This window comes from Pseudomonas corrugata (assembly GCF_050920615.1).
Classification (GTDB): domain Bacteria; phylum Pseudomonadota; class Gammaproteobacteria; order Pseudomonadales; family Pseudomonadaceae; genus Aquipseudomonas; species Aquipseudomonas corrugata.
On the sequence record NZ_CP130434.1, the window covers coordinates 889,240 to 913,271 of the forward strand.

At 63.4% G+C, this 24,032-nt stretch carries 25 protein-coding genes; 2 read left to right on the top strand and 23 right to left on the bottom strand.

Annotated elements, in window-relative coordinates; translation table 11 throughout:
* Nucleotides 1-19 precede the first annotated feature (19 nt).
* Complete coding sequence (locus QZH45_RS03860; protein ID WP_024779210.1) at nt 20-319, top strand: chaperone modulator CbpM; 300 nt, start codon at nt 20-22, stop codon at nt 317-319.
* Between the two features lie 174 nt (nt 320-493).
* Here the strand turns inward: QZH45_RS03860 and ureC are convergent, their stop codons facing one another.
* The 14 genes from ureC to QZH45_RS03930 all read right to left on the bottom strand — a co-directional run bounded on the left by ureC (nt 494) and on the right by QZH45_RS03930 (nt 13,884).
* Entirely contained in the window at nt 494-2,194 is a 1,701-nt protein-coding gene (gene ureC, locus QZH45_RS03865; RefSeq protein ID WP_024779211.1) for an urease subunit alpha, read from the bottom strand.
* A 133-nt stretch (nt 2,195-2,327) separates the two neighbouring features.
* Nucleotides 2,328-2,633 (bottom strand): urease subunit beta, encoded by a 306-nt coding sequence (locus QZH45_RS03870; protein WP_024779212.1) that lies wholly within the window; start codon nt 2,631-2,633, stop codon nt 2,328-2,330.
* Nucleotides 2,630-3,163 (bottom strand): GNAT family N-acetyltransferase, encoded by a 534-nt coding sequence (locus QZH45_RS03875; protein ID WP_053194222.1) that lies wholly within the window; start codon nt 3,161-3,163, stop codon nt 2,630-2,632. The genes QZH45_RS03870 and QZH45_RS03875 overlap by 4 nt, the downstream gene beginning before the upstream one ends.
* 6 nt (nt 3,164-3,169) lie before the next feature.
* Nucleotides 3,170-3,703, bottom strand: a complete 534-nt coding sequence (locus QZH45_RS03880) for a GNAT family N-acetyltransferase (RefSeq protein ID WP_024779214.1) — start codon at nt 3,701-3,703, stop codon at nt 3,170-3,172.
* Between the two features lie 10 nt (nt 3,704-3,713).
* On the bottom strand, nt 3,714-4,016 hold the full coding sequence (gene ureA / locus QZH45_RS03885; protein ID WP_003197350.1) for an urease subunit gamma: 303 nt from the start codon (nt 4,014-4,016) through the stop codon (nt 3,714-3,716).
* A 177-nt stretch (nt 4,017-4,193) separates the two neighbouring features.
* A complete protein-coding gene (locus QZH45_RS03890; protein ID WP_024779215.1) occupies nt 4,194-5,036 on the bottom strand; it encodes an urease accessory protein UreD in 843 nt (280 codons plus the stop codon).
* Nucleotides 5,037-5,066: 30 nt separating this feature from the next.
* Nucleotides 5,067-5,765, bottom strand: coding sequence for an urea ABC transporter ATP-binding subunit UrtE (gene urtE, locus QZH45_RS03895; protein ID WP_024779216.1), 699 nt, complete (start codon nt 5,763-5,765; stop codon nt 5,067-5,069).
* Nucleotides 5,766-5,930: 165 nt separating this feature from the next.
* Nucleotides 5,931-6,800 (bottom strand): urea ABC transporter ATP-binding protein UrtD, encoded by an 870-nt coding sequence (urtD, locus tag QZH45_RS03900; RefSeq protein ID WP_053194216.1) that lies wholly within the window; start codon nt 6,798-6,800, stop codon nt 5,931-5,933.
* Nucleotides 6,797-7,876 carry an urea ABC transporter permease subunit UrtC gene (urtC, locus tag QZH45_RS03905; protein ID WP_024779218.1) on the bottom strand — a complete coding sequence of 360 codons (1,080 nt, stop codon included), beginning with the start codon at nt 7,874-7,876 and terminating at the stop codon, nt 6,797-6,799. The genes urtD and urtC overlap by 4 nt, the downstream gene beginning before the upstream one ends.
* Nucleotides 7,876-9,378 (bottom strand): urea ABC transporter permease subunit UrtB, encoded by a 1,503-nt coding sequence (urtB, locus tag QZH45_RS03910; protein ID WP_069018393.1) that lies wholly within the window; start codon nt 9,376-9,378, stop codon nt 7,876-7,878. Before urtB ends, urtC begins: the two co-directional genes overlap by 1 nt.
* 159 nt (nt 9,379-9,537) lie before the next feature.
* The gene (gene urtA, locus QZH45_RS03915; protein WP_024779220.1) at nt 9,538-10,803 is read right to left on the bottom strand and encodes an urea ABC transporter substrate-binding protein; all 1,266 of its coding nucleotides are present in this window, start codon (nt 10,801-10,803) and stop codon (nt 9,538-9,540) included.
* A 341-nt stretch (nt 10,804-11,144) separates the two neighbouring features.
* On the bottom strand, nt 11,145-12,155 hold the full coding sequence (locus tag QZH45_RS03920) for a FecCD family ABC transporter permease (RefSeq protein ID WP_024779221.1): 1,011 nt from the start codon (nt 12,153-12,155) through the stop codon (nt 11,145-11,147).
* The gene (locus QZH45_RS03925; RefSeq protein WP_055136090.1) at nt 12,152-13,099 is read right to left on the bottom strand and encodes an ABC transporter substrate-binding protein; all 948 of its coding nucleotides are present in this window, start codon (nt 13,097-13,099) and stop codon (nt 12,152-12,154) included. Before QZH45_RS03925 ends, QZH45_RS03920 begins: the two co-directional genes overlap by 4 nt.
* Nucleotides 13,096-13,884, bottom strand: coding sequence for an ABC transporter ATP-binding protein (locus QZH45_RS03930; protein WP_055136089.1), 789 nt, complete (start codon nt 13,882-13,884; stop codon nt 13,096-13,098). Before QZH45_RS03930 ends, QZH45_RS03925 begins: the two co-directional genes overlap by 4 nt.
* Before the next feature lie 261 nt (nt 13,885-14,145).
* Between QZH45_RS03930 and QZH45_RS03935 the strand changes: the two genes are divergently transcribed.
* A complete protein-coding gene (locus tag QZH45_RS03935; protein WP_024779224.1) occupies nt 14,146-14,493 on the top strand; it encodes a hypothetical protein in 348 nt (115 codons plus the stop codon).
* A gap of 34 nt (nt 14,494-14,527) precedes the next feature.
* Here QZH45_RS03935 and QZH45_RS03940 read toward each other — a convergent pair whose 3' ends face one another.
* From QZH45_RS03940 to QZH45_RS03980, 9 genes are all read right to left on the bottom strand, one after another.
* A complete protein-coding gene (locus QZH45_RS03940; protein WP_055136088.1) occupies nt 14,528-15,907 on the bottom strand; it encodes a PepSY-associated TM helix domain-containing protein in 1,380 nt (459 codons plus the stop codon).
* A 122-nt stretch (nt 15,908-16,029) separates the two neighbouring features.
* Nucleotides 16,030-18,156, bottom strand: coding sequence for a TonB-dependent copper receptor (locus QZH45_RS03945; RefSeq protein ID WP_432783626.1), 2,127 nt, complete (start codon nt 18,154-18,156; stop codon nt 16,030-16,032).
* A gap of 81 nt (nt 18,157-18,237) precedes the next feature.
* Nucleotides 18,238-18,624, bottom strand: a complete 387-nt coding sequence (locus QZH45_RS03950) for a DUF2946 domain-containing protein (RefSeq protein WP_122319401.1) — start codon at nt 18,622-18,624, stop codon at nt 18,238-18,240.
* 54 nt (nt 18,625-18,678) lie between these two features.
* Complete coding sequence (locus tag QZH45_RS03955; RefSeq protein WP_024779228.1) at nt 18,679-19,158, bottom strand: copper chaperone PCu(A)C; 480 nt, start codon at nt 19,156-19,158, stop codon at nt 18,679-18,681.
* A 51-nt stretch (nt 19,159-19,209) separates the two neighbouring features.
* Nucleotides 19,210-19,608 (bottom strand): DUF2946 domain-containing protein, encoded by a 399-nt coding sequence (locus QZH45_RS03960; RefSeq protein ID WP_024779229.1) that lies wholly within the window; start codon nt 19,606-19,608, stop codon nt 19,210-19,212.
* Nucleotides 19,609-19,755: 147 nt separating this feature from the next.
* The gene (locus tag QZH45_RS03965) at nt 19,756-20,049 is read right to left on the bottom strand and encodes a DNA-binding protein (RefSeq protein WP_231995002.1); all 294 of its coding nucleotides are present in this window, start codon (nt 20,047-20,049) and stop codon (nt 19,756-19,758) included.
* Between the two features lie 536 nt (nt 20,050-20,585).
* Nucleotides 20,586-21,302 carry a cobalt-precorrin-6A reductase gene (locus QZH45_RS03970; RefSeq protein WP_055136259.1) on the bottom strand — a complete coding sequence of 239 codons (717 nt, stop codon included), beginning with the start codon at nt 21,300-21,302 and terminating at the stop codon, nt 20,586-20,588.
* Complete coding sequence (locus QZH45_RS03975) at nt 21,299-22,396, bottom strand: cobalt-precorrin-5B (C(1))-methyltransferase (RefSeq protein WP_024779231.1); 1,098 nt, start codon at nt 22,394-22,396, stop codon at nt 21,299-21,301. The genes QZH45_RS03970 and QZH45_RS03975 overlap by 4 nt, the downstream gene beginning before the upstream one ends.
* On the bottom strand, nt 22,389-23,600 hold the full coding sequence (locus QZH45_RS03980) for a bifunctional cobalt-precorrin-7 (C(5))-methyltransferase/cobalt-precorrin-6B (C(15))-methyltransferase (protein WP_024779232.1): 1,212 nt from the start codon (nt 23,598-23,600) through the stop codon (nt 22,389-22,391). Before QZH45_RS03980 ends, QZH45_RS03975 begins: the two co-directional genes overlap by 8 nt.
* Between the last annotated feature and the right edge of the window lie 432 nt (nt 23,601-24,032).

Consider the following 24,032-nt stretch of genomic DNA (forward strand, 5'->3'; position numbering starts at 1 on the left):
GTATTGGGAGAAGCACACCATGAGCAACCCGATCATTGAACTGAGCCTGACGGAGTTCTGCGAGGCCGCCGCGTTGCAGGATGTCCATGTGATAGAAATCGTCGCCCATGGCATCCTCGAACCCCACGGGTCGGCCCCGACGGACTGGCGTTTCACCGACTACGAGCTGGTCCTGGCCCGTCGTGCCGCCAAGCTGCGCCGCGAGTTGGAGCTGGAATGGGAAGGCGTCGCCCTGGCGTTGGATCTGTTGGAGGAGGTGCAGCAACTGCGCACCGAGAACCGCATGCTCAAGCAGCGGTTGGGGCGGTTGGTGGAGTGATGCAGTTCATTGGGCGAAGGGAGCAGGCTTTGTGTGGGAGCAAGGCCTGGTGTTGGAGCAAGGCTTGGTGTGGGAGCAAGGCTTGCCCGCGATAAATACAACGCGGTTTCCCTGATGTTGAGCTGCTTGTATCGCGAGCAAGCTATGCTCCCACGGAGTTTCTTCGCCACTCAATCAAAACAGAAAATACCGCTGCGCCATCGGCAGCGACTCGGCCGGCTCGCACCACAGCAACACGCCGTCGGCCTTGACCTGATAGGTCTGTGGATCGACGTCGATGTCCGGCAGGTAGTCGTTGTGGATCAGGTCGGTTTTCTGCACATTCCGGCAACCCTTGACCACGGCGATTCTTTTCTTCAGGCCCAACTGTTCCGGCAGACCGGCATCGGCGGCCGCCTGGCTGATGAAGGTCAGGCTGGTGGCATGTCGCGAGCCGCCGAAGCTTGCGAACATCGGTCGGTAGTGCACCGGTTGCGGTGTCGGGATCGAGGCGTTGGCGTCGCCCATCAGGCTCGCGGCAATCGCTCCGCCTTTGAGAATCAGCGTCGGCTTGACGCCGAAGAACGCCGGGCGCCACAGCACCAGGTCAGCCCACTTGCCCACCTCGATTGAGCCCACTTCATGGCTGATGCCATGGGTGATCGCCGGGTTGATGGTGTATTTGGCGATGTAGCGCTTGATACGGAAGTTGTCGTTGCCTTCGCCGTCGCCGGGCAGGGCGCCACGCTGTTTCTTCATTTTGTCCGCCGTCTGCCAGGTGCGGAGGATGACTTCGCCGACGCGGCCCATGGCCTGGCTGTCGGAGCTGATCATCGAGAACGCTCCGAGGTCATGGAGGATGTCTTCGGCGGCGATGGTTTCGCGGCGGATACGGCTTTCGGCGAACGCCACGTCTTCGGCGATGCTCGGGTCCAGGTGGTGACAGACCATCAGCATGTCCAGGTGTTCGTCGATGGTGTTGCGGGTGAACGGTCGTGTCGGATTGGTGGAGCTGGGCAACACGTTAGGGAAACCACAGGCCTTGATGATGTCCGGCGCATGACCGCCGCCGGCGCCTTCGGTGTGGTAGGTGTGGATGGTGCGCCCCTTGAAGGCGCCCAGGGTGGTTTCCACGAAGCCGGACTCGTTGAGGGTGTCGGTGTGGATCGCCACCTGCACGTCGTACTGGTCGGCCACGTTCAGGCAGTTGTCGATGGCTGCCGGGGTGGTGCCCCAGTCTTCGTGCAGCTTCAGGCCGATTGCACCGGCCTTGACCTGCTCGATCAATGGCTCCGGCAGGCTTGCGTTACCCTTGCCGGTGAGGCCGATGTTCATCGGGAAAGCGTCGGCGGCCTGGAGCATGCGCGCCAGGTGCCATGGGCCGGAGGTGCAGGTGGTGGCGTTGGTCCCGGTCGCCGGGCCAGTGCCGCCGCCGATCATGGTGGTGACGCCGCTCATCAAGGCCTCTTCGATCTGCTGCGGACAGATGAAGTGGATGTGGGTGTCGACGCCGCCGGCCGTGAGGATCATGCCTTCGCCGGCAATCACTTCGGTGCTGGCGCCGATGGCGATGGTCACATCGGGCTGGATGTCCGGGTTGCCGGCCTTGCCGATGGCCGCGATGCGCCCGTCCTTGAGGCCGACGTCGGCCTTGACGATGCCCCAGTGGTCGATGATCAGCGCGTTGGTGATCAACGTGTCCACCACCTCCGCGGCCAGCAGCTGGCCCTGGCCCATGCCGTCGCGAATCACCTTGCCGCCGCCAAACTTCACTTCTTCACCGTAGGTGGTGAAATCCTTTTCCACTTCGATCCACAGCTCGGTATCGGCCAGGCGGACCTTGTCACCGACGGTGGGGCCGAACATGTCGGCGTAGGCTTGTCTCGAGATCTTCATGTGCTTGCCTTGGAATTCAATGTCGGAATATGAAGCTAAACCTGTGGGAGCACCGCTTGCTGGCGATGAACGATGCCGCGGCCTGACAGGACACTGCGGCGCCTATATCGCGGGCAAGCCTTGCTCCCACAGGTTACAGATCACCCATGACCCGCCCGGCAAACCCGAACACCCGGCGATGCCCGGCCAGGTCCACCAGTTCCACCTCGCGGCTCTGCCCCGGCTCGAAGCGCACGGCAGTGCCGGCCGGGATGTTCAGGCGCATGCCGCGGCTGGCGGCGCGGTCGAAGGTCAGGGCGTCGTTGGTTTCGAAGAAGTGATAGTGCGAGCCGACCTGGATCGGCCGGTCACCGCTGTTGGCGACGGTCAGTTTCAGGGTGCGGCGACCGACGTTGAGTTCGATGTCGCCGGGCTGGACCTGGTATTGGCCTGGAATCATTGCGGTTGTCCCAAAAGCTTGTAGTAGATGGCGGTCGGGGTGTACGTCCCGTCCGGGCTCTGGCAGTAGTCGGGCAGTTCACCGACACGGGTGTAGCCCATGGCGCGGTAGAACGCCTCGGCCTCGGAGCCGGCCTCGGTGTCGAGGTACAACAGACCACGCTTGTGCTGGCGGGCGCCGAGCTCCAGGGCACTCATCAACTGCTGGCCCAGGCCCCGCCGGCGGGCCTCGCCCCGGACCAGCAGTTTCTGCACTTCGGCGCGGTTCAGGCCGTTGGGCTTCTGGCAGAGGGCGAGCTGGACGCTGGCCTGCACCTGTTCGTCCTTGACCACGACCCACAGCAACAGGCTGCCCTGGTTGAGACTGGCCTGGACTTCATCGAAGTAGGCGCGGGCCTGGACCCCATCGAGGTCGGCCATGAATCCGACACTGGCGCCGTACCCCACGGCGTCGAGCAACAGATCGATCAGGCCCTGGCGGTAATGCGCAAAGCTTTCGGCGTGGACTCGACGCAACTGGGCGGCGTTCATCTGATGTCACTCCTTGTTGGAAACAGGTGCAGGCGCCCCTGGATTGAGGATCAACTGCATGAAAGTCAGGTCCAGCCAGCGACCGAACTTGGTCCCCACCTGGGGCATCTGCCCGGTGATGACGAAACCGGCCCGCTCGTGCAAGCGAATCGAAGCCGCATTGCCGCTTTCGATGGCGGCGACCATGACGTGTTTGCCACACGCCTTTGCGCGCTCGATCAACGCCGTCATCAACCGTGGACCGAGGCCATTGCCACGCTGGTCGCTGCGCACGTACACCGAATGCTCCACGGTGTGCCGGAAGCCGTCGAAGGGGCGCCAGTCGCCGAAGGCAGCATAGCCGAGTACATGTTCTTCGCCGTCGACGATCACCAGCACCGGGTAGCCCTGGACCTGCCGCGCATCGAACCAGGCCTGGCGGTTGCCCAGGTCCACGGCCTGTTCGTTCCAGATCGCCGTGGTGTTGAGCACGGCGTCGTTGTAGATGTCGCGGATGGCGGGCAGGTCCGCCGGGTGCGCGTCACGAATCCGATACGTCATGGCACGTTCCTCAGGCGATCGGCTGGTGGACGGTGACCAGCTTGGTGCCGTCGGGAAAGGTTGCCTCGACCTGGATCTCCGGGATCATTTCCGGGATGCCTTCCATCACCTGTTCGCGGCTCAGCAGGGTGGTGCCGTAATGCATCAGCTCGGCCACGGTCTGGCCGTCGCGGGCGCCTTCGAGCAGGGCCGCGGAAATGTAGGCCATGGCCTCCGGGTAATTGAGTTTCAAACCACGGGCCAGCCGTCGCTCGGCGACGAGGCCGGCGGTGAAGATCAGCAGCTTGTCTTTTTCGCGTGGGGTCAGGTCCATGTGCAGTCCATAAAAGGCAGATAAATAATTCGCGCTGAGCTCAACCCTTGGATGGGAACCCGTGGGAGCAAAGCTTGCTCGCGATAAACGATAACGCGGTCTTCTTCTGTGTCGAGGCGCCTGCATCGCGAGCAAGCTTTGCTCCCACAGAACTCACTACTCCCACAGAAAAGCAATTCATGTGCTCCAGATTCTCGGTGGCACGGCTTCTCGACCCAGCAACGTCGGGCGCAGCAGTCGCCACAACTCAACCAGCCATCCCCGCGCCAGCAAGGCCTCGCTCGCCAGGCACCGCGCCACCACCAGCCCAGGCAATTGTGTCAGGTCGCCACGCACGGCGTGGGCCAGGGATCGGCACCGGTCCAGCAGTTCGCCGTCGATCTCTCCGGTCACCAGCAGCGTCGCAAACACCGGGTCGCCGCCCAGCCCGATAGGTGAGTCCAGCAAACCGTCGCCACCGACGATGCGCTGGCGCTCATGCCACAACAACTGCCCGTCGCGGCGAATGTCCAGCCGCGATTGAAAGTGTCCCAGGTCGAAGCGCTCGCCGCTGGCGGGGCGGCCGAGGGCAACCATGTCCCAATAAAACAGGCGCCCGTCGCCCTGCAGATCAATGGAGGTGTCGAGTTCGGCCTGGGCGGCGCTGAATACAATGGTTTCCTGGGGCAGCCACTCCAGTGTTGCCCCGGCTGCGACGCTCAGCCTCAGTTGCTGATAGGCAGGCGCCGTGGCGCGGTACCACTTGGCGGCGCCGGGGCTGGTCAACTGTGCCCAGGCGCCGGAACCGACGCGAGCCGAGATATCCAATCGGTCACCGCCAGCAATGCCCCCGGGCGGGTGGACGATGATGTGTTGGCACACCTCGGGCCCTTCGGCATACAAATGTTTTTGCACCCGCAGCGGACCTGTATGGCGGCGCTGGACCGGGCGCGTGCTGTCGCCGAAGCGGGCATAAGCCAACTCCAGCTCGGCGTGCCAGCAGGGCGTGAACAGGGCAGGTGCAGAGAGAGGTAGATTCATGATTTCTGATTATTGTCCGGACGCTACAGACTAGATGGTAACCAGCCCGCGCACACCTTCGGCTTCCATGTTTTCTCCGCGCCCCTGCTGCACGATCTCGCCCCGGGACATCACCAGGTACTGATCGGCCAGCTCGGCGGCGAAGTCGTAGAACTGCTCCACCAGCAAAATCGCCATGTCGCCCCGGGCCGCGAGTTTCTTGATGACCGCGCCAATTTCCTTGATGACCGACGGCTGGATGCCTTCGGTGGGCTCGTCGAGGATCAGCAGTCGTGGACGGCTGGCCAACGCCCGGCCAATGGCGAGCTGCTGTTGCTGGCCGCCGGACAGGTCACCGCCACGGCGCTGTTTCATCTGCTGCAATACCGGGAACAATTCGTAGATGAACGCCGGCACCTCCCGCGCCTCGGAAGCGGGAAAACGCGACAGGCCCATCAGCAGGTTTTCCTCCACGGTCAGCCGCCCGAAAATCTCCCGCCCCTGGGGCACATAGGCGATGCCTGCGTGGACCCGCTGGTGCGGCTTGAAGGTGGTGATCGGCTGGCCCTCCCAATTCACCGCTCCCTCCCTGGCCGGCAGCAGCCCCATCAGGCATTTGAGCAGGGTGGTCTTGCCCACGCCGTTACGGCCCAGCAGGCACGTCACTTCGCCGACCTTAACGTCAAACGACAGGCCCCGCAGGATGTGGCTACCGCCGTAGTATTGGTGGAGCTTGTCGACTTGCAGCATGGTTTGAATTCCCCTCAGATCCTCTGTGGAGCAATGGCTTTCTGTGGGAGCAAAGCTTGCTCGCGATAGCAGCACCTCGGTCTAGCAGAAGACCGCGTTATCGTTCGTCGCGAGCAAACTTTGCTCCCACAGGCCCTCTTCCATAGAGGTAATGTGTTCACAGCTCTACCGACCGAGGTACACCTCGATCACCCGCTCATTGTCCTGGACCTGTTCCAGCGACCCTTCGGCCAACACGCTGCCCTGATGCAGGACGGTGACGTGGTCGGCGATGGTGCCGACGAAACCCATGTCATGTTCCACCACCATCAGCGAATGCTTGCCCGCCAGGGATTTGAACAGCTCGGCGGTGAAGTCGGTTTCGGCGTCGGTCATGCCCGCCACGGGTTCGTCGAGCAACAGCAATTGCGGGTCCTGGACCAGCAGCATGCCGATCTCCAGGAACTGCTTCTGTCCGTGGGACAGCAGCCCGGCCGGGCGATTGACCGATGGCACGAGGCGGATGGTCTCCAGTACTTCACCGATGCGGTCATGCTGCTCGCCGGTCAGTTTCGCCCGCAGGCTGGCCCACACCGACTTGTCGGTTTTCAATGCCAGTTCCAGGTTCTCGAACACGCTCAGGGCTTCGAACACCGTGGGCTTCTGGAACTTGCGGCCGATGCCGGCCTGGGCGATCTGCACTTCGCTCATGCCGGTCAGGTCGAGGGTCTCGCCGAACCAGGCCTTGCCGTGGCTGGGGCGGGTCTTGCCGGTGATCACGTCCATCAGCGTGGTCTTGCCCGCGCCGTTGGGGCCGATGATGCAACGCAGCTCGCCGACACCGATGTACAGGTTCAGATCGTTCAGGGCCTTGAAGCCGTCGAAGCTGACGCTGATGTCTTCCAGGGTCAGAATCGTGCCATGACGGGTATTCAGGCCAGCGCCGGCAGCCCGGCCGAGGCCTATGGCGTCGCGGCTGCTGCCGGCGTCCTTGTTGGGTTCGGTGGGGAAAAAAGCCGGCTCGAGCATGAATTCGGCACTCGCTGTGATTCTCATTGTTCGCCTCGTTTCTTCAGCAGACCCACCACGCCCTTGGGCAGGTACAAGGTCACCACGATGAACAGCGCGCCCAGGAAAAACAGCCAGTATTCCGGGAAAGCCACGGTGAACCAGCTCTTCATGCCGTTGACCACGCCGGCGCCCAGCAGGGGGCCGATCAGGGTGCCGCGTCCGCCGAGCGCTACCCAGACGGCAGCCTCGATGGAGTTGGTCGGCGACATCTCGCTGGGGTTGATGATGCCCACCTGAGGCACATACAACGCCCCGGCCAGCCCGCACAGGACCGCGCTCAATACCCAGACGAACAGCTTGAAGCCCCGTGGATCGTAGCCGCAGAACATCAGACGGTTCTCCGCGTCCCGCAGAGCGGTCAGCACCCGGCCGAACTTGCTGCGCGCCAGCCGCCAGCCGATGAACAGGCTCGTCACCAGCAACAGCACGGTGAGCAGGAACAGCACGGCGCGGGTGCCGGGTTCAGTGATGCCGAAGCCCAGGATCGAGCGGAAGTTGGTGAAACCGTTGTTGCCGCCGAAACCGGTTTCGTTGCGGAAAAACAGCAGCATTGCGGCGAATGTCAGGGCCTGGGTCATGATCGAGAAATACACACCCTTGATCCGCGAGCGAAAGGCGAAGAAACCGAACATCAATGCCAACAGCCCTGGCGCCAGGACCACCAGGCACAAGGCCCAGAGGAAACTGTCGGTGCCGCTCCAGTACCAGGGCAATTCGGTCCACGACAGGAATGTCATGAACGCCGGCAAACCATCACCGGCCGCCTGGCGCATCAGGTACATGCCCATGGCGTAGCCGCCCAGGGCGAAGAACAGGCCGTGGCCCAGGGACAGCAAACCGGCGTAACCCCAGACCAGGTCCAGCGCAAGGGCAACGATGGCATAGCAGAGAATCTTGCCCACCAAGGTCAAGGTATAGGCCGAGACGTGCAGTGGATGGTCCGCCGCCAGCAACGACAGCACTGGCAGGCTCAGCAGTACGGCCAGGATCAGCACGCCGACGGCGAGGGTGACTTTAGGCCCGGCCTTTTGCGTGGCCGTGAGCATCAGGGGCTGGTTCATCAGTCGATTACCCGTCCTTTGAGCGCGAAGAGGCCTTGCGGACGCTTCTGGATGAACAGAATGATCAGCGCGAGGATGAGGATCTTGCCGAGCACGGCGCCTATCTGCGGTTCGAGAATCTTGTTGGCAATGCCCAGGCCGAACGCGGCGGATACGCTACCGGCCAACTGACCGACGCCGCCAAGCACTACCACCAGAAACGAATCGATGATGTAGCTCTGGCCCAGGTCCGGGCCGACGTTGCCGATCTGGCTCAGGGCCACGCCGCCCAGCCCGGCGATGCCTGAGCCGAGGCCGAATGCGAGCATGTCCACGCGCCCGGTGGGCACCCCGCAGCAGGCCGCCATGTTGCGGTTCTGGGTCACGGCGCGCACGTTCAGGCCCAGACGGGTCTTGTTCAGCAACAACCAGGTCAGCAGCACCACGAACAGTGCGAAGGCGATGATGACGATGCGGTTGTACGGCAGCACCAGATTCGGCAGCACCTGGATCCCACCCGACAGCCAGGCCGGGTTGGCCACTTCGACGTTCTGCGCGCCGAACACCAGGCGCACCAGTTGGATCAGCATCAGGCTGATACCCCAGGTGGCGAGCAGGGTTTCCAGCGGGCGCCCATAGAGATGACGGATCACCGTGCGCTCCAGGGCCATGCCGATGGCGGCGGTAATGAAGAATGCCACCGGCAGGGCGATCAGCGGGTAGAACTCGATGGCATTCGGCGCGAAGCGCTGGAACAGCATCTGCACGACGTAGGTGGAATAGGCGCCGAGCATCAGCATCTCGCCGTGGGCCATGTTGATCACCCCCAGCAGGCCGAAGGTGATGGCCAGGCCAAGGGCCGCGAGCAGCAGGATCGAGCCCAGGGACATGCCACTGAACGCCTGGCCCAACAACTCGCCCACCAGCAATTTGCGTTTGACTTGGGCGAGACTGGTTTCGGCGGCGGTGCGTACGCCCGTATCGGGTTCGGCGCCTGGTTCGAGCATGCCTTCGAGACGGGTACGAGCCAGCGGGTCGCCGGTTTCCCCCAGCAACCGGACGGCCGCCAGGCGCACGCTTGGATTGGCGTCCACCAGTTGCAGGTTTGCCAGGGCCAGGCTCAGGGCAGCGTGGACATCTTCGTCTTGCTCGCCAGCCAGTTGCCGGTCGAGAAAAGCCAGTTGCGCCGGACGCGCGCTTCTTTGCAACTGCTGCGCTGCACCCAGGCGCATGCCGGGATCGCTGGCAAGCAGTTGATGACTGGCGAGCGCAGTTTCGATCAGCCCACGCAAGCGGTTGTTCAAGCGCAGGGTCTTGGGCTGGCCGTCGACGGTCAACTGGCCTTGCTGCAAGGCGTTGAGCAGTTCGACACGCGCGGGCTCGGGCTGCGCGGCCCAGGTTTGCAGCAGTTTGGCCTGCAGGGTCGGGTTGGCGGCGACGAAGTCTTCGGCGTCGCCCGCGTGGGCGCCCAGTGGCAGTAACAACACTAGGGCGAGAATCAGACGGTAAAGGGCGGTGGGCATATGCTCGGCCTTGCGCAGTGCTTTTTGTGGGAGCGAGCCTGCTCGCGATAGCGGCCTACCCGTCACGTTTGCGCTGACTGATCCAGCGCTATCGCGAGCAGGCTCGCTCCCACAGGAGTCGTGTGTCGGTCCCGGAATCCGGGGCCGACACCCATGGGCTCAGTTACCCTTCACCGCATAGTCGGGCTTCTTGTCGTTGCCGGCGATGAACGGACTCCACGGCTGGGCACGGACCGGCCCCTCGGTCTGCCAGACCACGTTGAACTGGCCATCGGCCTGGATCTCGCCGATCATCACCGGCTTGTGCAGGTGGTGGTTGGTCTTGTCCATGGTCAGGGTGTAGCCCGACGGCGCGGCGAAGGTCTGGCCGGCGAGGGCTTCGCGGACCTTGTCGACGTCGGTGGACTTGGCCTTTTCTGCCGCTTGGGCCCACATGTGGATACCGACGTAGGTGGCTTCCATCGGGTCGTTGGTAACGGCCTTGTCGGCGCCCGGCAGGTTCTTGGCCTTGGCGTAGGCTTTCCAGGCATCGACGAATTTCTTGTTCGCCGGGTTATCCACCGATTCGAAGTAGTTCCATGCCGCCAGGTTGCCCACCAGCGGTTTGGTGTCGATGCCGCGCAGTTCTTCTTCGCCTACCGAGAATGCCACCACCGGTACGTCGGTGGCTTTCAGGCCCTGGTTGGCCAGTTCCTTGTAGAACGGCACGTTGGAGTCGCCGTTGACCGTGGAGATGACCGCAGTCTTGCCGCCGGCCGAGAACTTCTTGATGCTCGCCACGATGGTCTGGTAGTCGCTATGGCCGAACGGGGTATAGACCTCTTCGATGTCCTTGTCCGCCACACCTTTGGAATGCAGGAACGCCCGCAGGATCTTGTTGGTGGTGCGCGGGTAGACGTAGTCGGTGCCCAGCAGGAAATAGCGCTTGGCGCTGCCGCCTTCTTCGCTCATCAGGTATTCCACCGCCGGAATCGCCTGCTGGTTCGGTGCGGCGCCGGTGTAGAACACGTTCGGCGACATCTCTTCGCCTTCGTATTGCACCGGATAGAACAGCAGGCCGTTGAGTTCTTCGAACACCGGCAGCACCGATTTGCGCGACACCGACGTCCAGCAGCCGAACACCACGGCGACCTTGTCCTGGGTCAGCAACTGCCGGCCTTTTTCCGCAAACAGTGGCCAGTTCGAGGCCGGGTCCACGACCACCGCTTCGAGCTGCTTGCCGTTCACTCCGCCCTTGGCATTGATTTCGTCGATGGTCATCAGCGCCATGTCCTTGAGGGACGTCTCGGAAATCGCCATGGTCCCGGACAGCGAATGCAGGATGCCGACCTTAATGGTTTCGGCAGCCTGGACAGTCCAGGCCATGCCCATCGCGGCAATGCTGGCCGAGAGTGTAAAAGCCTTGATCAAGCTACGACGTTTCATGGTGCGATCTCCGTGAATTGGTGTTTTTTTCGAGGGCAGATGCAGACGCTGAAAAGAGCTTTTGCAAGGGGTGTGCCCGGTCGTGGAAAGGCCGGGAAATGTGGGGGGCGGCGCGCTGGGGACGACGGGGTGACGCACCACGAGCGACCGTCGCTTGTGCGCTGGTGCGATCAGATGCGCCACATCGGTGCGCAGAAATCGCAGGCCTCGAATGCCTTGATGTGGGAGCGAGCCTGCTCGCGATAGCGGTGGGTCAGCCAGAGACGATGGGACTGATCCACCGCTATCGCGAGCAGGCTCGCTCCCACAAGGAGGCTACTGTGGACAGAGGATTCGGGGGCTCAGCGCCGGCGCATCAGGCCGATGAAAAACAGCCCGCCAATGGCTGCCGTCGCCACGCCAATCGGCAGGTCCTCCGGTGCGATCAGGGTTCGGGCGGCCACGTCCACCCACACCAGGAACAGGCTGCCCAGCAGTACGCATGCCGGCAGCAAGCGACGATGCTCGGCGCCCACCAGGCGCCGGGCGATGTGCGGCACCATCAGCCCGACGAAACCGATCGAACCGCTGATGGACACCAGCACGCCGGTCATCAGCGACGCGATCAGGAAGATCCACAGCCGCACCTTCGCCGCGTTCAGGCCCAGGGTCACGGCGGTCTGTTCGCCCGCCATCAGGGCGTTCAGCGGTCGAGCCATGCCCAGCAGCAGGACCAGTCCCAGCAGGACACTGGCGGCGGGTACTGCCAGCAGTTCCCAGCGCGCCAGGCCCAGGCCGCCGAGCATCCAGAACATCACTGCGGAGCTGGCGCGATGGTCACCCAGGAACAGCAGCAGGTTGGCCGCCGCCATCATCACGAATGACACCGCCACGCCGCACAGCAACAGACGATCACTTTCCAGGCGACCCTGGCGGCTGGCAATCGCCAGCACCAGCAGCATGCTCAGCAACGCGCCGATGAACGCGGCGAGGGGCAGGGTCAGCAGGCCGATGATCTCACCGACATGCAGCACCACGATGACCGCCCCGAGGGTCGCGCCCGAGGTGACTCCGAGCAGGTGCGGATCGGCCAGCGGATTGCGGGTGACCGCTTGCAGCACTGCGCCGATCAGCGCCAGCCCCGCGCCTACCAGCGCCCCGAGCAGCAGGCGCGGCACGCGGATCAGCCAGACGATGTGTTCCTGGCCGGGCGTCCAATAGACCTCCCCCATGCCGAAGGCCTTGTTCAGCAGAATGTCCCAGACCACGGCCACTGGCACCCGCGCCGGCCCGAAGCCCAGGGACACCACGCACGAGATCAGCATCAGCGCACCGAGGAAGGCCAGCAGTCCGGCATAGCGACGAGGGTTCATCGGTCGTGAAAACCCTTCGCCAGGGTCTGTACCGCCACCACATTATCGATACCTGGCGTGGCCTGGACGTAGGGAATCACGATGAAGCGCCGGTCTCTGATCGCATCCACCGATTGCAAGGCCGGGTTGTCCAGCAGGAACTGCTGTTTCTGCTCGGCGCTGACTTCGCCGTAATCGACGATCACGATGACCTCCGGGTTGCGCTCAACCACGTTTTCCCAGTTCACCCGGGTCCAGCTGGTCTCCACGTCATCCAGGATGTTGCGCCCGCCCGCCGCGTCGATCAGGGCTTGGGGCATGCCCAGCCGACCGGAAGTCATGGCCCGGTCTTCACCGCTGTCATAGAGGAACACCCGGGGTCGATCGGCCGGCAGGTGTTTGCGGACTTCGGTCACCTGGGCCTGCATCGTGGCGATCAGTGCATTGGCGCGGTCCTGGACGTCGAAAATCTTCCCGAGATTGCGCAGGTCGTTGTAGGTGTCCTCCAGCGAAGCCGCTGGGCGTTTCATCACGAACGCGCAGGATTCAGTCAGTTCGTAAACAGGGATACCCAGCGGTTGCAGGGTCTGTGGCGTCAGGTCACCGCCCACCCGCATGCCGTAGTCCCAGCCGGCGAAGAAGAAGTCCACGTTGGCGTTGAGCAGGGTTTCCACCGAAGGGTATTTGGCCGCCAGTTCCGGCAGTCCATCGAGAATCTTCGCCATCTCCGGCGTCACCGATTTCCAGCCGCTGATGCCGCTGTAGCCGACCATGCGCGATTTGAGCCCGAGGGCGAGCATCATCTGGGTCATGTTGATGTCGTGACTGACGGCATGCCGGGGTGCTTCGTTGAACACCACCTGGCGGTTGCAGCTCTGGATCGTCAATGGATAGCGGGTGGCTTCGGCCAGGGCGTGGGCGCTGCACAGCAGCAGCGGCAGGAGCGGCAAGGAACGCAGGGTCATGGTTGGGTTATCCAGGTGATTCGTGGGTAGCCGGCGAGGGGATGTTCATCCACCAGGGCTTCGACGCCGAAGACTTCATGCAGCAGCGCGGCCGTCAGCACATCCTTGGGGGTGCCACTGGCGACGATGCGGCCGTGTTCGATGACGTAGAGCCGGTCACAGAAGGCGGCCGCCAGGTTCAGGTCGTGGATGCTGGCGAGGGTACCGATCCCCAGGCGCTTGATCAGTTGCAGCAATTCGAGTTGATAGCGCGGGTCGAGGTGATTGGTCGGCTCGTCGAGGATCAGCAGTTGCGGTTGCTGGGCCAGGGCGCGGGCCAGGATCACCCGCTGTTTTTCACCGCCCGAGAGGGTAGCGAAGGCATGTTCGCCAAAACCTTGCAGCCCTGCCGCTTCCAGGGCCTGGATGACCAGGCGCCGGTCCTCGTGGTTATCGCCATCGAACAGGCCCTTGTGGGGCGTGCGGCCCATGGCGACCACTTCCTCGACCGTCAGGCCAAAGGCGTCGGGAAACTCCTGCAGTACCACGGCGATACGTTGTGCGCACCAGCGCGATGACTGACGCCAGACGTTGTGGTGGTCGAGTTTCACCTCACCGCTCTCCGGCGGGTTGAACCGATAGGCGCAACGCAGCAGGCTGGTCTTGCCACTGCCGTTGGGCCCGATCAACCCGACGAACTCCCTGGCCGCCACCTGCAACGAGGCGTCACGCAGTTGGAACTGGTGATGGCAGTGACCGTGGCCCAGGGGTGTCCAGGCGAGGTGGGAGAGGGTCAGCGAGGTCATGCGTGTACTCAAATGATCGGGTTAAGACACAATCCCTGTGGGTTATGTCTACAGTTCGGCAGCGGGCGCGATTGTAGAGGTTTCGCGCCGCCTTCCGTTAACGCACTGTCTTCAGCATGAAAATGAAACCTCCTCAGGCCGGTGTGTCCAACAACTCCCCAGGCAAGCCAACCGAATGGACGCAGACCTGTCAGACCTGACAGTAGCCCCAGGGGGCGACGCAGGTTAGCCTGCTTGTTCCCACTAAAGGGAAGAAACTCAATGACCACGACCCAGCTTGTGACTTCTATTGGCGCACTGGTCTTTGGGTGTATTGCCATTCGCTTGGCCGGCGCTTCCGGGCCTGCCTGTGAGCAGGCATGGAGGGATAACCCGATCAGCTCCAGTTGCAAGGCAACGGTGAGTGCGATGGACGCCGGACGCCCGCCCCGGGCGATGAGCGAGCCTCAGGGCAACGGGCGGTGCCGGATCACGGTGACCTGCAGGAATGCCTACGGCGGAGGCACGCCCAACGAGATCGAAGACGCCAGTGTTGACGACGTGAAACATTTTCACGTCTGCAATGGCGTCCTCCAGTCGCAGTCCTGTGGCGATCTGTTCCGACCTTGACCGTCGAAGCCTCGCGACCCAGTCGCCCCATTACTCAGGACATTGCATCGCCGCGAATGCCTTGGGCCCTGCGCGAAATCAACAGGCGGTCGATCATCCATACCACCGCCAGCGACGCCCCCACCAACGGAAACACCACCGCCAGGATCAGCATGATGAAGACCCCGGTCTTCCACGTCGGCAGGTCGTGACGCATGGGCGGTACACCGAGCCTGCCTTGTGGCCGGCGCTTCCACCAGATCACCACGCCGCTCACAGCGCTGAGAAGGATCATCAGGCAGATCAGCAGCACGATGATCTGATTCGCCGGGCCGAACATCTTGCCTTCGTGCAACATGACGCCGGTTTCGGTAGCGCGGGCGACGACGCTGTAATCGGCCCAGCGCACATCGGCCAGGACCTTGCCGGTGTACTGGTCCACGTGGAGGGTGGCGTCATTGCGTGGATCGTCGGCGAACACGGCGATGGTGAAAACCCCCGTGGCGGTGGTCGGCAGGGTGATGCTGTAGCCCGGCGTGACCTTGTGTCCGGCGGCGATGTCCTGCACCGCTTGCAGGCTGATGGTCGGCGCTGCCGGGCCCTCATGCATGCCACCGTGGGCCATGTGCTCGGCGTGATCGCCGGACATCGGCATCGGCGTATTCTCCATGGCCCAGGGCACGGTCTGGCGGTGGGCACTGTTGAGGCTGCCGGCGTCGACGTCGGACTTGGGCACGTCGTTCCACATTGCGGCCGGGAAGCGATTCCAGAGCTCGGCGTATTGTTTGCCCCAGAAGCCGGTCCAGGTCATGCCGCTGAGCAGCATCACCAGCAGCAACGCCGCGCCCCAGAAGCCGATGACCACATGCAAATCGCGCCAGAACAGCCGACCGCGAACGCTCCAGCGCGGCCACAGGACCCCGGCCGAGGATTGCCCGCGAGGCCACCACAGGTACAGCCCCGACACCACCAGTACCACGCCCCAGCCGGCGGCCATTTCCACCAGCCGATCACCGACGGTGCCGATCAGCAGTTCGCCGTGGATCGCCCTGGCCATGGCTTGCAAGTTGTTCTTGGCGTCCTGTTCGCCGAGGACGTCACCGTGATAGGGATCGATGAAGACGTTCAGCTCCCGACCCTTGTCGATCACCACGAACTGCGCGCTGCGCTCGGCGTCTGCCGGTGGCAGGTACTGTTTGACCCGCGCTTCGGGGTAGGCCTGGCGAACCTTCTGGAGCAAGTCGTCCGCGGCCATCGTGTGATGACCGGCCGGTACGTTCAGCAGGCTGCCGTACATCAGTGGATCGAGTTGCGGTTTGAACAGGTAAATGATGCCGGTCAAGGCCAGCATCACCATGAACGGCGCGACGAACAGCCCGGCATAGAAATGCCAGCGCCAGGCCAGGTTGTAGAAATTCGGTTTCGGTTGGCTCATCGAAAAGCGCTCCGCTTGGCAAATGTGTTTGTTATGTAGTCGCTGTGCGACCGAGCGCGGGCAAGCCTTGCTCCCACTGGGTTGGGTAGTGCCTGTGGGAGCGAGGCTTGCCCGCGATGTTGTCAGAAACTAATGTCCACCTTGGTCCAGAGCGTGCGCCCCGGTTCGTTGATGGCTTGTGGGTCACTGGCCGGGTAGCCGAACCCGGCGTTGCCGGCCAGGTTCAGGTGTTCGGCGTAGGCTTTGCCGAACAGGTTGTCGACGCCGCTGCTGACCTTCCAGTGCGTGTTGATGCGGTAAGCGCCATTGACGGAGAAGACCCCGAAACCCGAGCTCTTGCCGTAGTCCTTGCCCACCACGTTGCCCCTGTTCTCATCGACCCGGTGTTGCGCCGCCACCACGCGCCACAAGGCTCCGGCGCTCCAGCGGTCGGCGCTGTAGGTCAGGCCCAGGCGCGCATCCAGCGGCGGCATCTGTGCCAGGGCACTGCCGTCGCTGCTGTTCTTGCCCCAGGCATAGGCCAGGGTGGCGTCGGCCTTCCAGCGTTCAGTCAGTTGGTAGGCCGCCCCCAATTCGCCGCCCATGATCCGTGCGTCGATGTTTTCGGCCCGGGAGGTACTGCCCATCATGCCGGGCGTGTAGTCGAACAGGATGTAGTCGCGCACCTGCCCGACATAACCCGAGGCCCAGGCTTCGAGGGTTTCGGTCTCGTACTGCAGGCCGAAGTCGAGCTGGGTGGTTTTTTCCGGCTTGATCGAATCGAAGGCATTCAGCGAGCCGGTGGGTCCGTCATCCGGCGAGAACAGCTCCCAGTAGTCAGGGAAGCGTTGCGCGTGGCCCAGGCCGGCATAAACCGTCGTGGGGCTGTCGGCCAGGTCGTGTTCGTAGCGGACGAAACCGCTGGGCAGGGTATCGGCGCGGGTCTCGTCGGCAGTGGGGTTGGGCTGAACCATCATGCCGGAGCCTATGCTCTGCCGGTAATCCTGGGCCGAAGCCCGGTCGAGACGGGCGCCGGTGACCAGCCTGTCGCGGTCGGCGGCGTACCAGGTCAGTTCACCGAAAACACCGTAGTTGTGAAAGTCGGCATCCTTGGTGCGCGGCAGTTCCTTGTAGGTGTCGACGCCCATGCTGCTGCGTTGGCGATGTTCGTTGGTCTGGGCATCCAGGCCGCTGATCAACTGCACATCGGCCCAGCGCCAGGTGGCCTTGATACGCGCGCCGAGTGTGCGTCGGTCGACGTTGGACGCCATGGGCCCGGCCATCATCCCGGTGCCCGAGGGGGTGCGCAGCGTGTAGTTGTCCATCACATGGTCGGCGTAGTTGTAGTAGACCTGTGCCTCGATCTTATCCAGCACCTCGCCGAGGTTCGACCGTTCGAAACGCAGCCCTAGGCTTTCACGCTTGAACTGTGCGCCGTCCATGCCTCGCCCGGCATAGCGCGCCTCGCCGTCGCCCTTGCCGGCGGTCAGCTCCAGCAGCGTATCGGTATCCGGCGTCCAGCCAAGGGTGACGTCACCGTTCCACTTGTCGTAGCGCGACGGCACCGTGTCGTTGTTGCCATCGCGGTAATCGTCCGAATGAGCGGTGTTGCCGATCACTCGTACGTAGCCCAACGACCCGCCCGCAGCAGCGTCCAGCACTTTGTCGAAACGACCGTTGGAGCCGGCCAGCACACTGGCGTTGACCCTTGTGCCCAACTCGCCGAACTGTTCCGGCTTGCGGTCGAACAGGATGGTTCCGGCCGACGCTCCCGGGCCCCACAGCACGGTTTGCGGGCCCTTGATCACCGTGAGCTGATCGTAGGTTTCCGGTGAGATGTAGGAGGTGGGCGCATCCATCCGGCCGGGGCAGGCGCCCAGCAGCGTGCTGCCGTTGGTGAGGATATTCAGTCGCGAGCCGAACATGCCTCGCAGCACCGGATCGCCATTGGTGCCGCCGTTGCGCACCAGGGCGAAGCCGGGAATGGTCTTGAGGTAGTCACCGCCGTCACTGGCCGGGACCGGTTGGCGCGGGTCCTTGGGGTTGCTGACCACGGTCAGAGGGGAGCTGGGCGCGATGGCGGTGATGACCGTCGGGCTCAGTTCCTCGACTTGGCTTTCATGATGGTCGTGCTCATCGGCCAGCGCATGAGACGTGAGCAACAGGCCGCAGACGGCGGCGACGGCAGGGTGAAAACGCACCCGAGCCTCATTTGGAGGGCAACTGGCCTGGGCAGTACCCAAAGCGATGCCGGCAGGAAACCTGGACATGATAATTCCATCGAACAGACGTAGACGACACGGTCGGGCAGCCTGGGCTGTCTTGTGCGACCGGGTTGGTAAGTGTCGGGCTTACGCGTCGAGGGGCGGTGCGCGGGTACGGGCACCAGGGAAGAAGGACGGCCGGGCATGACCCAGGCGCGGGGACGGAGTGGTGTAGGTGTTGGCCGTTGGGGTGTCGAAAAAGGCGAGGGACTGCTCTCCGGGCAAAGCCGGACAGTTGAACAGCAGGCTGCAATAGCCACACTTCTCCCACAGCGCGTGATGCCCGTTCTGGGGCGGGCAGTGTTCGGCTGTCGTTGCCTCATGTCCGGCAAGAGCTCCTGCGGACATGTCCATGCTCATCGTCATGGACGCAGGCATGTGCTGATCCATCGGCATCGACTGAGAAATCAGTGGACCGACAAAGATCATCAGCATGGCGAACAGGCTGATCCAACTGCCGCGTGCCAGGCTCATCGGCTGGCGGCGGGGCATGTCAGGCCTGGCGCGGGGAAGACCCATGGGCAGCTATCAGTGCATGTGGGCTTCGGTCATGGTGCCTTCGGGGGCTTTTTTCTGCACCGCAACGTCGACCGTGACATCCCCGGCTTTCTCGAAATGCAGAGTCATGGCGAAGCGCTTGCCGTCGCTCAGCAGGCTGCGGTCCTTCAGGTCCAGCAGCATGACGTGGTAAGCCATGGGGGCAAAAGTGACGGTAGCGCCAGGAGCAATCGCAACCACAGGCACGGGTTGCATCTTCATCAGGTCGTCCTGCTTCACGTGTTCGTGGAGCTCGGCCTTGCCGGCAATCGGCGTGTCGACGCTGAGCAGTTTGTCCGTCTTTGAGCCCGTATTGTGGATCACGAAATAAGCAGCCACGGTAGGGGCGTTGGGCGGCAGTTCCTGGGACCAGGGATGGGCAATCTCAAGGTCGCCGACCTTGTACTGATGAGCGTGAGCGAAGCCGACGGGAAGCAGCAGGGCAGCCAGCAGGATAAGTCTGTTCAACATGGGTGATTCTCCGGAACGATTCAGGACGCAATTGTTTTTATGCGGTGGGAATCAGACCAGAGGCGAGGCGCGGGGGTTGAGGCTCGGCCATTGCTGGCGTGGCGTGGGGCTGTCGAACGCCAAGTGGACAAGGCCGTGATGGGCAGGCTGTGGAGTCAGATACAGCCGCGGAGCCTGTCCAGTGAGCGCCACCAACGACGCCGAGCCTGCGCAGCACCAGCAATGCTGCATGGTCGAATGGTCGTCGTTGCGGGGCGTGCCCTGTTCGAGCTTGCCCAGGGAAATCGCCACCAGCTTCGTGCCACTGGAGGAACAGAAACTGCCCCACAACAGCTGCTCGACCGGCGCGTTCTTCTGCACTGCCCCGCTGCCGGAAAGCGGCATGGCAAGCATGTTGAACAGCACTGCGAAGCAGGCGATCCAGGCAAATGCAAGCCGTTGTCGGGACATGGGCGAATCCGCTCGGTTGGGCGATCAGGTGGCGGTATTTAGCCTGATCGCAGGCTGGAAGTAAAAAAGCCATGTGCGGTGTAGGGTCGCAGGGCTGGGGTTAACAATAGCAACAGATCGCCAGATGAGCGCTGTCGTGGCGAGATATCAGTCGACGTTCAATTGGTCACCATCCGCATCGAGGGCAATTGGCGTCATGTCTTTTGCTCGAGCGATATCGTCGAGAGCCGCTCGTACCAGTACGGCGTCGCCATCGTCCTCGTCGAAACAGGCATCCAGATACGCGGTCATTTCCTCAGGCGTTTTGAGATAAATAGCAGCATCGAAGCGTGTGAATGTTCCGGTCATTGAGGGCGCCTCCTCCAACAGTAGCTGAGCAAACTCAGGGTCACGCCTGGCGCGTTCGACAATCGTGTGTTTGTAGTTTCGTGTGAGGGCCATGGGACTACCTTCAAAGACTCCAATAGCTAGTGAATATTTGTGGCGAGAAGATTTATTCCCCATTGGGTTGAGTCGACACTGTGGGAGCAAGGCTTGCCCGCGATGAAGCCGACGCGGTTTATCTTGGAACCGAGTCGCGTTCATCGCGGGCAAGCCTTGCTCCCACAAAGCGCAGTGGTGTGACGTTTCGCTAAACCCTCCTCGCCACCGCAACGGCTTCGCGACTAAACGAAGGGAGGCGGCTGTACGCAGGTTAGTCGACCGGGGAGTTCAGCATTACCGGCGCGCCCGAGGGCGCCCTGCGCACAACCACCATCAAGTGCAGGTTGAATACCTGACTGGACGGAGCTTATGAACCAGCTGAAAGCCACGGGCGACTAAACCCGATCACTGAGGGGCAGTGACGGAGTCCAAGCTACCGATGCGCTCCCAGGTCCACAAGCCGGCGGATTCTGGCGCAGTTGTAGGCAGCGGCGCAAGGCGATGTAGTCTGGGTTCGTAGTCTCAGTGCGGCCGGATCGTGAAGGTCGGTAGAGTTACATCGACAGCGCCGACAACATCTCATCCAGCGTCCAGAATTCCCGATCCACCCCCGCCAACACCGGCCGCCTCAACACCAACACCGGCACCCCACGCTCCCGCGCCACCTCCAGCTTCGGCTCGGTTGCGGTGCTGCCACTGTTCTTGCTGACCAGCACATCGATCTGCCGCCGCTCGAACAGCGCTCGTTCGTCGTCGAGGTGGAACGGCCCGCGGGCGCCGATGACTTCGCAGCGTTCGTTGCCGGGGTACACGTCCAGGGCGCGCAGGGTCCAGAATTGCTCCGGGGGAATTTCATGCAGATGTTGCAGTGGTTCGCGGCCGAGGGTGAAGAGGGGGCGGTGGAAGGGTTTCAGGGCCTGGATCAGTTCGGCCCAGTCGGCCACTTCGCGCCAGTCATCGCCATGGCGGGGCTGCCAGGCCGGGCGGCGCAGGGCCCAGCAGGGGATGTCACAGGCGCGGGCTGCGTGGGCGGCGTTGTGGCTGATCCGGGCGGCGTAGGGATGGGTGGCGTCCAGCAGCAGGCTGATGCCCTGGTCGCGGATGAATTGCGCCAGGCCCTCAGCGCCGCCGTAGCCGCCGACCCGTACCTGGCAGGTCAGGTCAGCGGGGACACGGCCTACGCCCGCCAGGCTGTAGATGTGTTCAGGGCCGAGGGTGCGCGCGATGGCCAAGGCTTCGGTGACGCCGCCCAGCAGCAGAATGCGTTTCATGTAAAGGCTCCGGCGTGGCCGACGATCCCGCCTTGGCGGTCGATGGCGAAGACTTCGACTTGAACCTGGGACGGCACGACGCTACGGGCGAAGGCCAGGGCGTGCTCGCACACCGTGTCGCCGAGGGCGATGCCGGCGGCGCTGGCCATCGCCAGGGCCTGTTGGCTGGTGTTGGCCTCGCGGATGCCTTTCTGCAAGACCTCGTCGGCGCCGATTGCGGCCGCCCAGTCGGCCAGTTGTGGCAGGTCGATGCTCGAATGACGGCTGTGCAGGTCCATGTGACCGGCGGCGAGTTTGCTGATCTTGCCGAAGCCACCGCAGAGGCTGAGTTTGTCGACTGGGACCTTGCGCACATGCTTGAGCACGGCCCCGACGAAGTCGCCCATTTCGATCAAGGCGATTTCCGGCAAGTTGTAGACCCGGCGCATGGTGTCTTCGCTGGCATTGCCGGTACAGGCCGCGATGTGCAGGTAACCGTTGGTTTTCGCCACGTCGATGCCCTGATGGATCGAGGCAATGTAGGCCGCGCAGGAGAAGGGCCGGACAATGCCGCTGGTGCCGAGGATCGACAGGCCGCCGAGGATGCCCAGCCGTGGGTTCATGGTTTTCAAGGCCAGGGCTTCACCGCCCTCGACGTTGACTGTGACTTCGAAACCGCCGGTATAGCCGGTTTCTTCGGCCAACCGGTCCAGGTGATCGCCGATCATCTTGCGCGGCACCGGGTTGATCGCCGGCTCACCGACCGCCAGTACCAGACCCGGTCGCGTCACCGTGCCGACGCCGCGCCCGGCAACGAAACGCACCCCCGGTTCGGCGGTCAGACGCACCTGGGAAAACAACAGCGCACCGTGGGTCACGTCGGGGTCGTCGCCGGCGTCCTTGATCGTCCCGGCCTCGGCGCCCTGGCCGGTCAACCGGCAGAACTCCAGGCGCATCTGCACCTGTTTGCCCTTGGGCAACACGATCTCCACGGCATCGGCGCAATGGCCTTGCAGCAACAGGCGCGCCGCCGCGAGGCTGGTGGCCGTGGCGCAACTGCCAGTGGTCAGGCCGCTGCGCAGGGGGGCGGGTTGTTCGGCGGTTTCGTCACGCATCGAGGGGCTTTACCAGGTCCAGCAGGGTAATCGGCAACGCCTGGCGCCAAGTGTCGAACTCGCCCAATGGTTGGGCCTGGGCGATGTGGATGCGGGTCAGTTCGCCGCCATGGAGTTCGCGCCAGTTCATGAGCGTCATCTCGCTTTGCAGGGTCACGGCATTGGCGACCAGCCGGCCGCCGGGCTTGAGTTGGGCCCAGCAGGTGTCGAGCACGCCTTCACGGGTGACGCCGCCGCCAATGAATACGGCATCCGGTCGCTCCAGGTCCTCGAGTGCCTGGGGCGCTCGTCCGCGAATCAGTTGCAGACCGGGTACGCCGAGGGTATCGCGGTTACGTTCGATCAAGCCTTGGCGGCCGTCGTCGGCCTCGATGGCCAGGGCTCGGCAGGCCGGGTGCGCGCGCATCCATTCGATGCCGATGGAGCCGCTGCCGGCGCCGACGTCCCAGAGCAATTCGCCGGGCATCGGGGCGAGACGGGCCAGGGTGATGGCGCGTACGTCGCGCTTGGTCAATTGGCCGTCATGTTCGAACGCGGTGTCCGGCAAACCGGCCAGGCGTGACAGGCGCAGCGCCGAGGGATCGGCCCGGCACTCGACGGCGATCAGGTTCAGGTCGGTGATGTCCGGCTCGGACCAGTGCGCCGCGCAGCTCTCGATCCGCCGTTCTGCCGGGCCGCCAAGGTGTTCCAGCACCGTCATGGGGCTGGGGCCGAACCCGCGCTCGCGCAGCAATGACGCCACTGCAGCGGGACTGTGGCGGTCATTGCTCAGCAACAACAGCCGGACGCCTGTGGATAAATGGGCATTGAGCGCTGCCAGAGGACGCGCCACCAGCGACAGCGTGACCACCTCCTGCAGCGGCCAGCCCATGCGCGCTGCCGCCAGCGAGCATGACGATGGCGCCGGAATGACCAGCATCTGCTCGCTTGGCACATGTTTGGCGAGGCTGGCGCCAACGCCATAGAACATCGGATCGCCGCTGGCCAGCACACACACCGGCTCGTCCCGTCGCGCCAGCAGTGGCTCCAGGGAAAACGGGCTTGGCCACAGCTCCCGTTCGCCGCGAATGCACACCGGCAATAACGCCAGTTGGCGAGCGCTGCCGAGAATCCGCGTCGCCCGCAACAGGGCATGGCGAGCCGTTCGGCCCAGGCCCTTGAAGCCGTCTTCGCCGATGCCCACTACGGTCAGCCAGGGGGTCATCTCTGTTCCTCGAATGGGTAGGGTTGCTCGACGGGCACATCAGTCCCGCGAACCGGGCCGCCATCATACCGCGCCGGTGGGAGCAAGGCTTGCCCGCGATGGCAGTGTTCCGTTCAACATCACCGTCACAGACAGACCGCTATCGCGAGCAGGCTCGCTCCCACATTTGAATGAGGTTGCCCCCTTAATTTGTGCCAGCCACAGATCCCCTGTGGGAGCAAGGCTTGCCCGCGATGGCAGTGCTTCATTCAACATCACCGTCACAGACAGACCGCTATCGCGAGCAGGCTCGCTCCCACATTTGAATGAGGTTGCCCACTTGATTTGTGCCAGCCACAGATCCCCTGTGGGAGCAAGGCTTGCCCGCGATGGCAGTGCTTCATTCAACATCACCGTCACAGACAGACCGCTTCGCGAGCAAGCCCGCTCCCA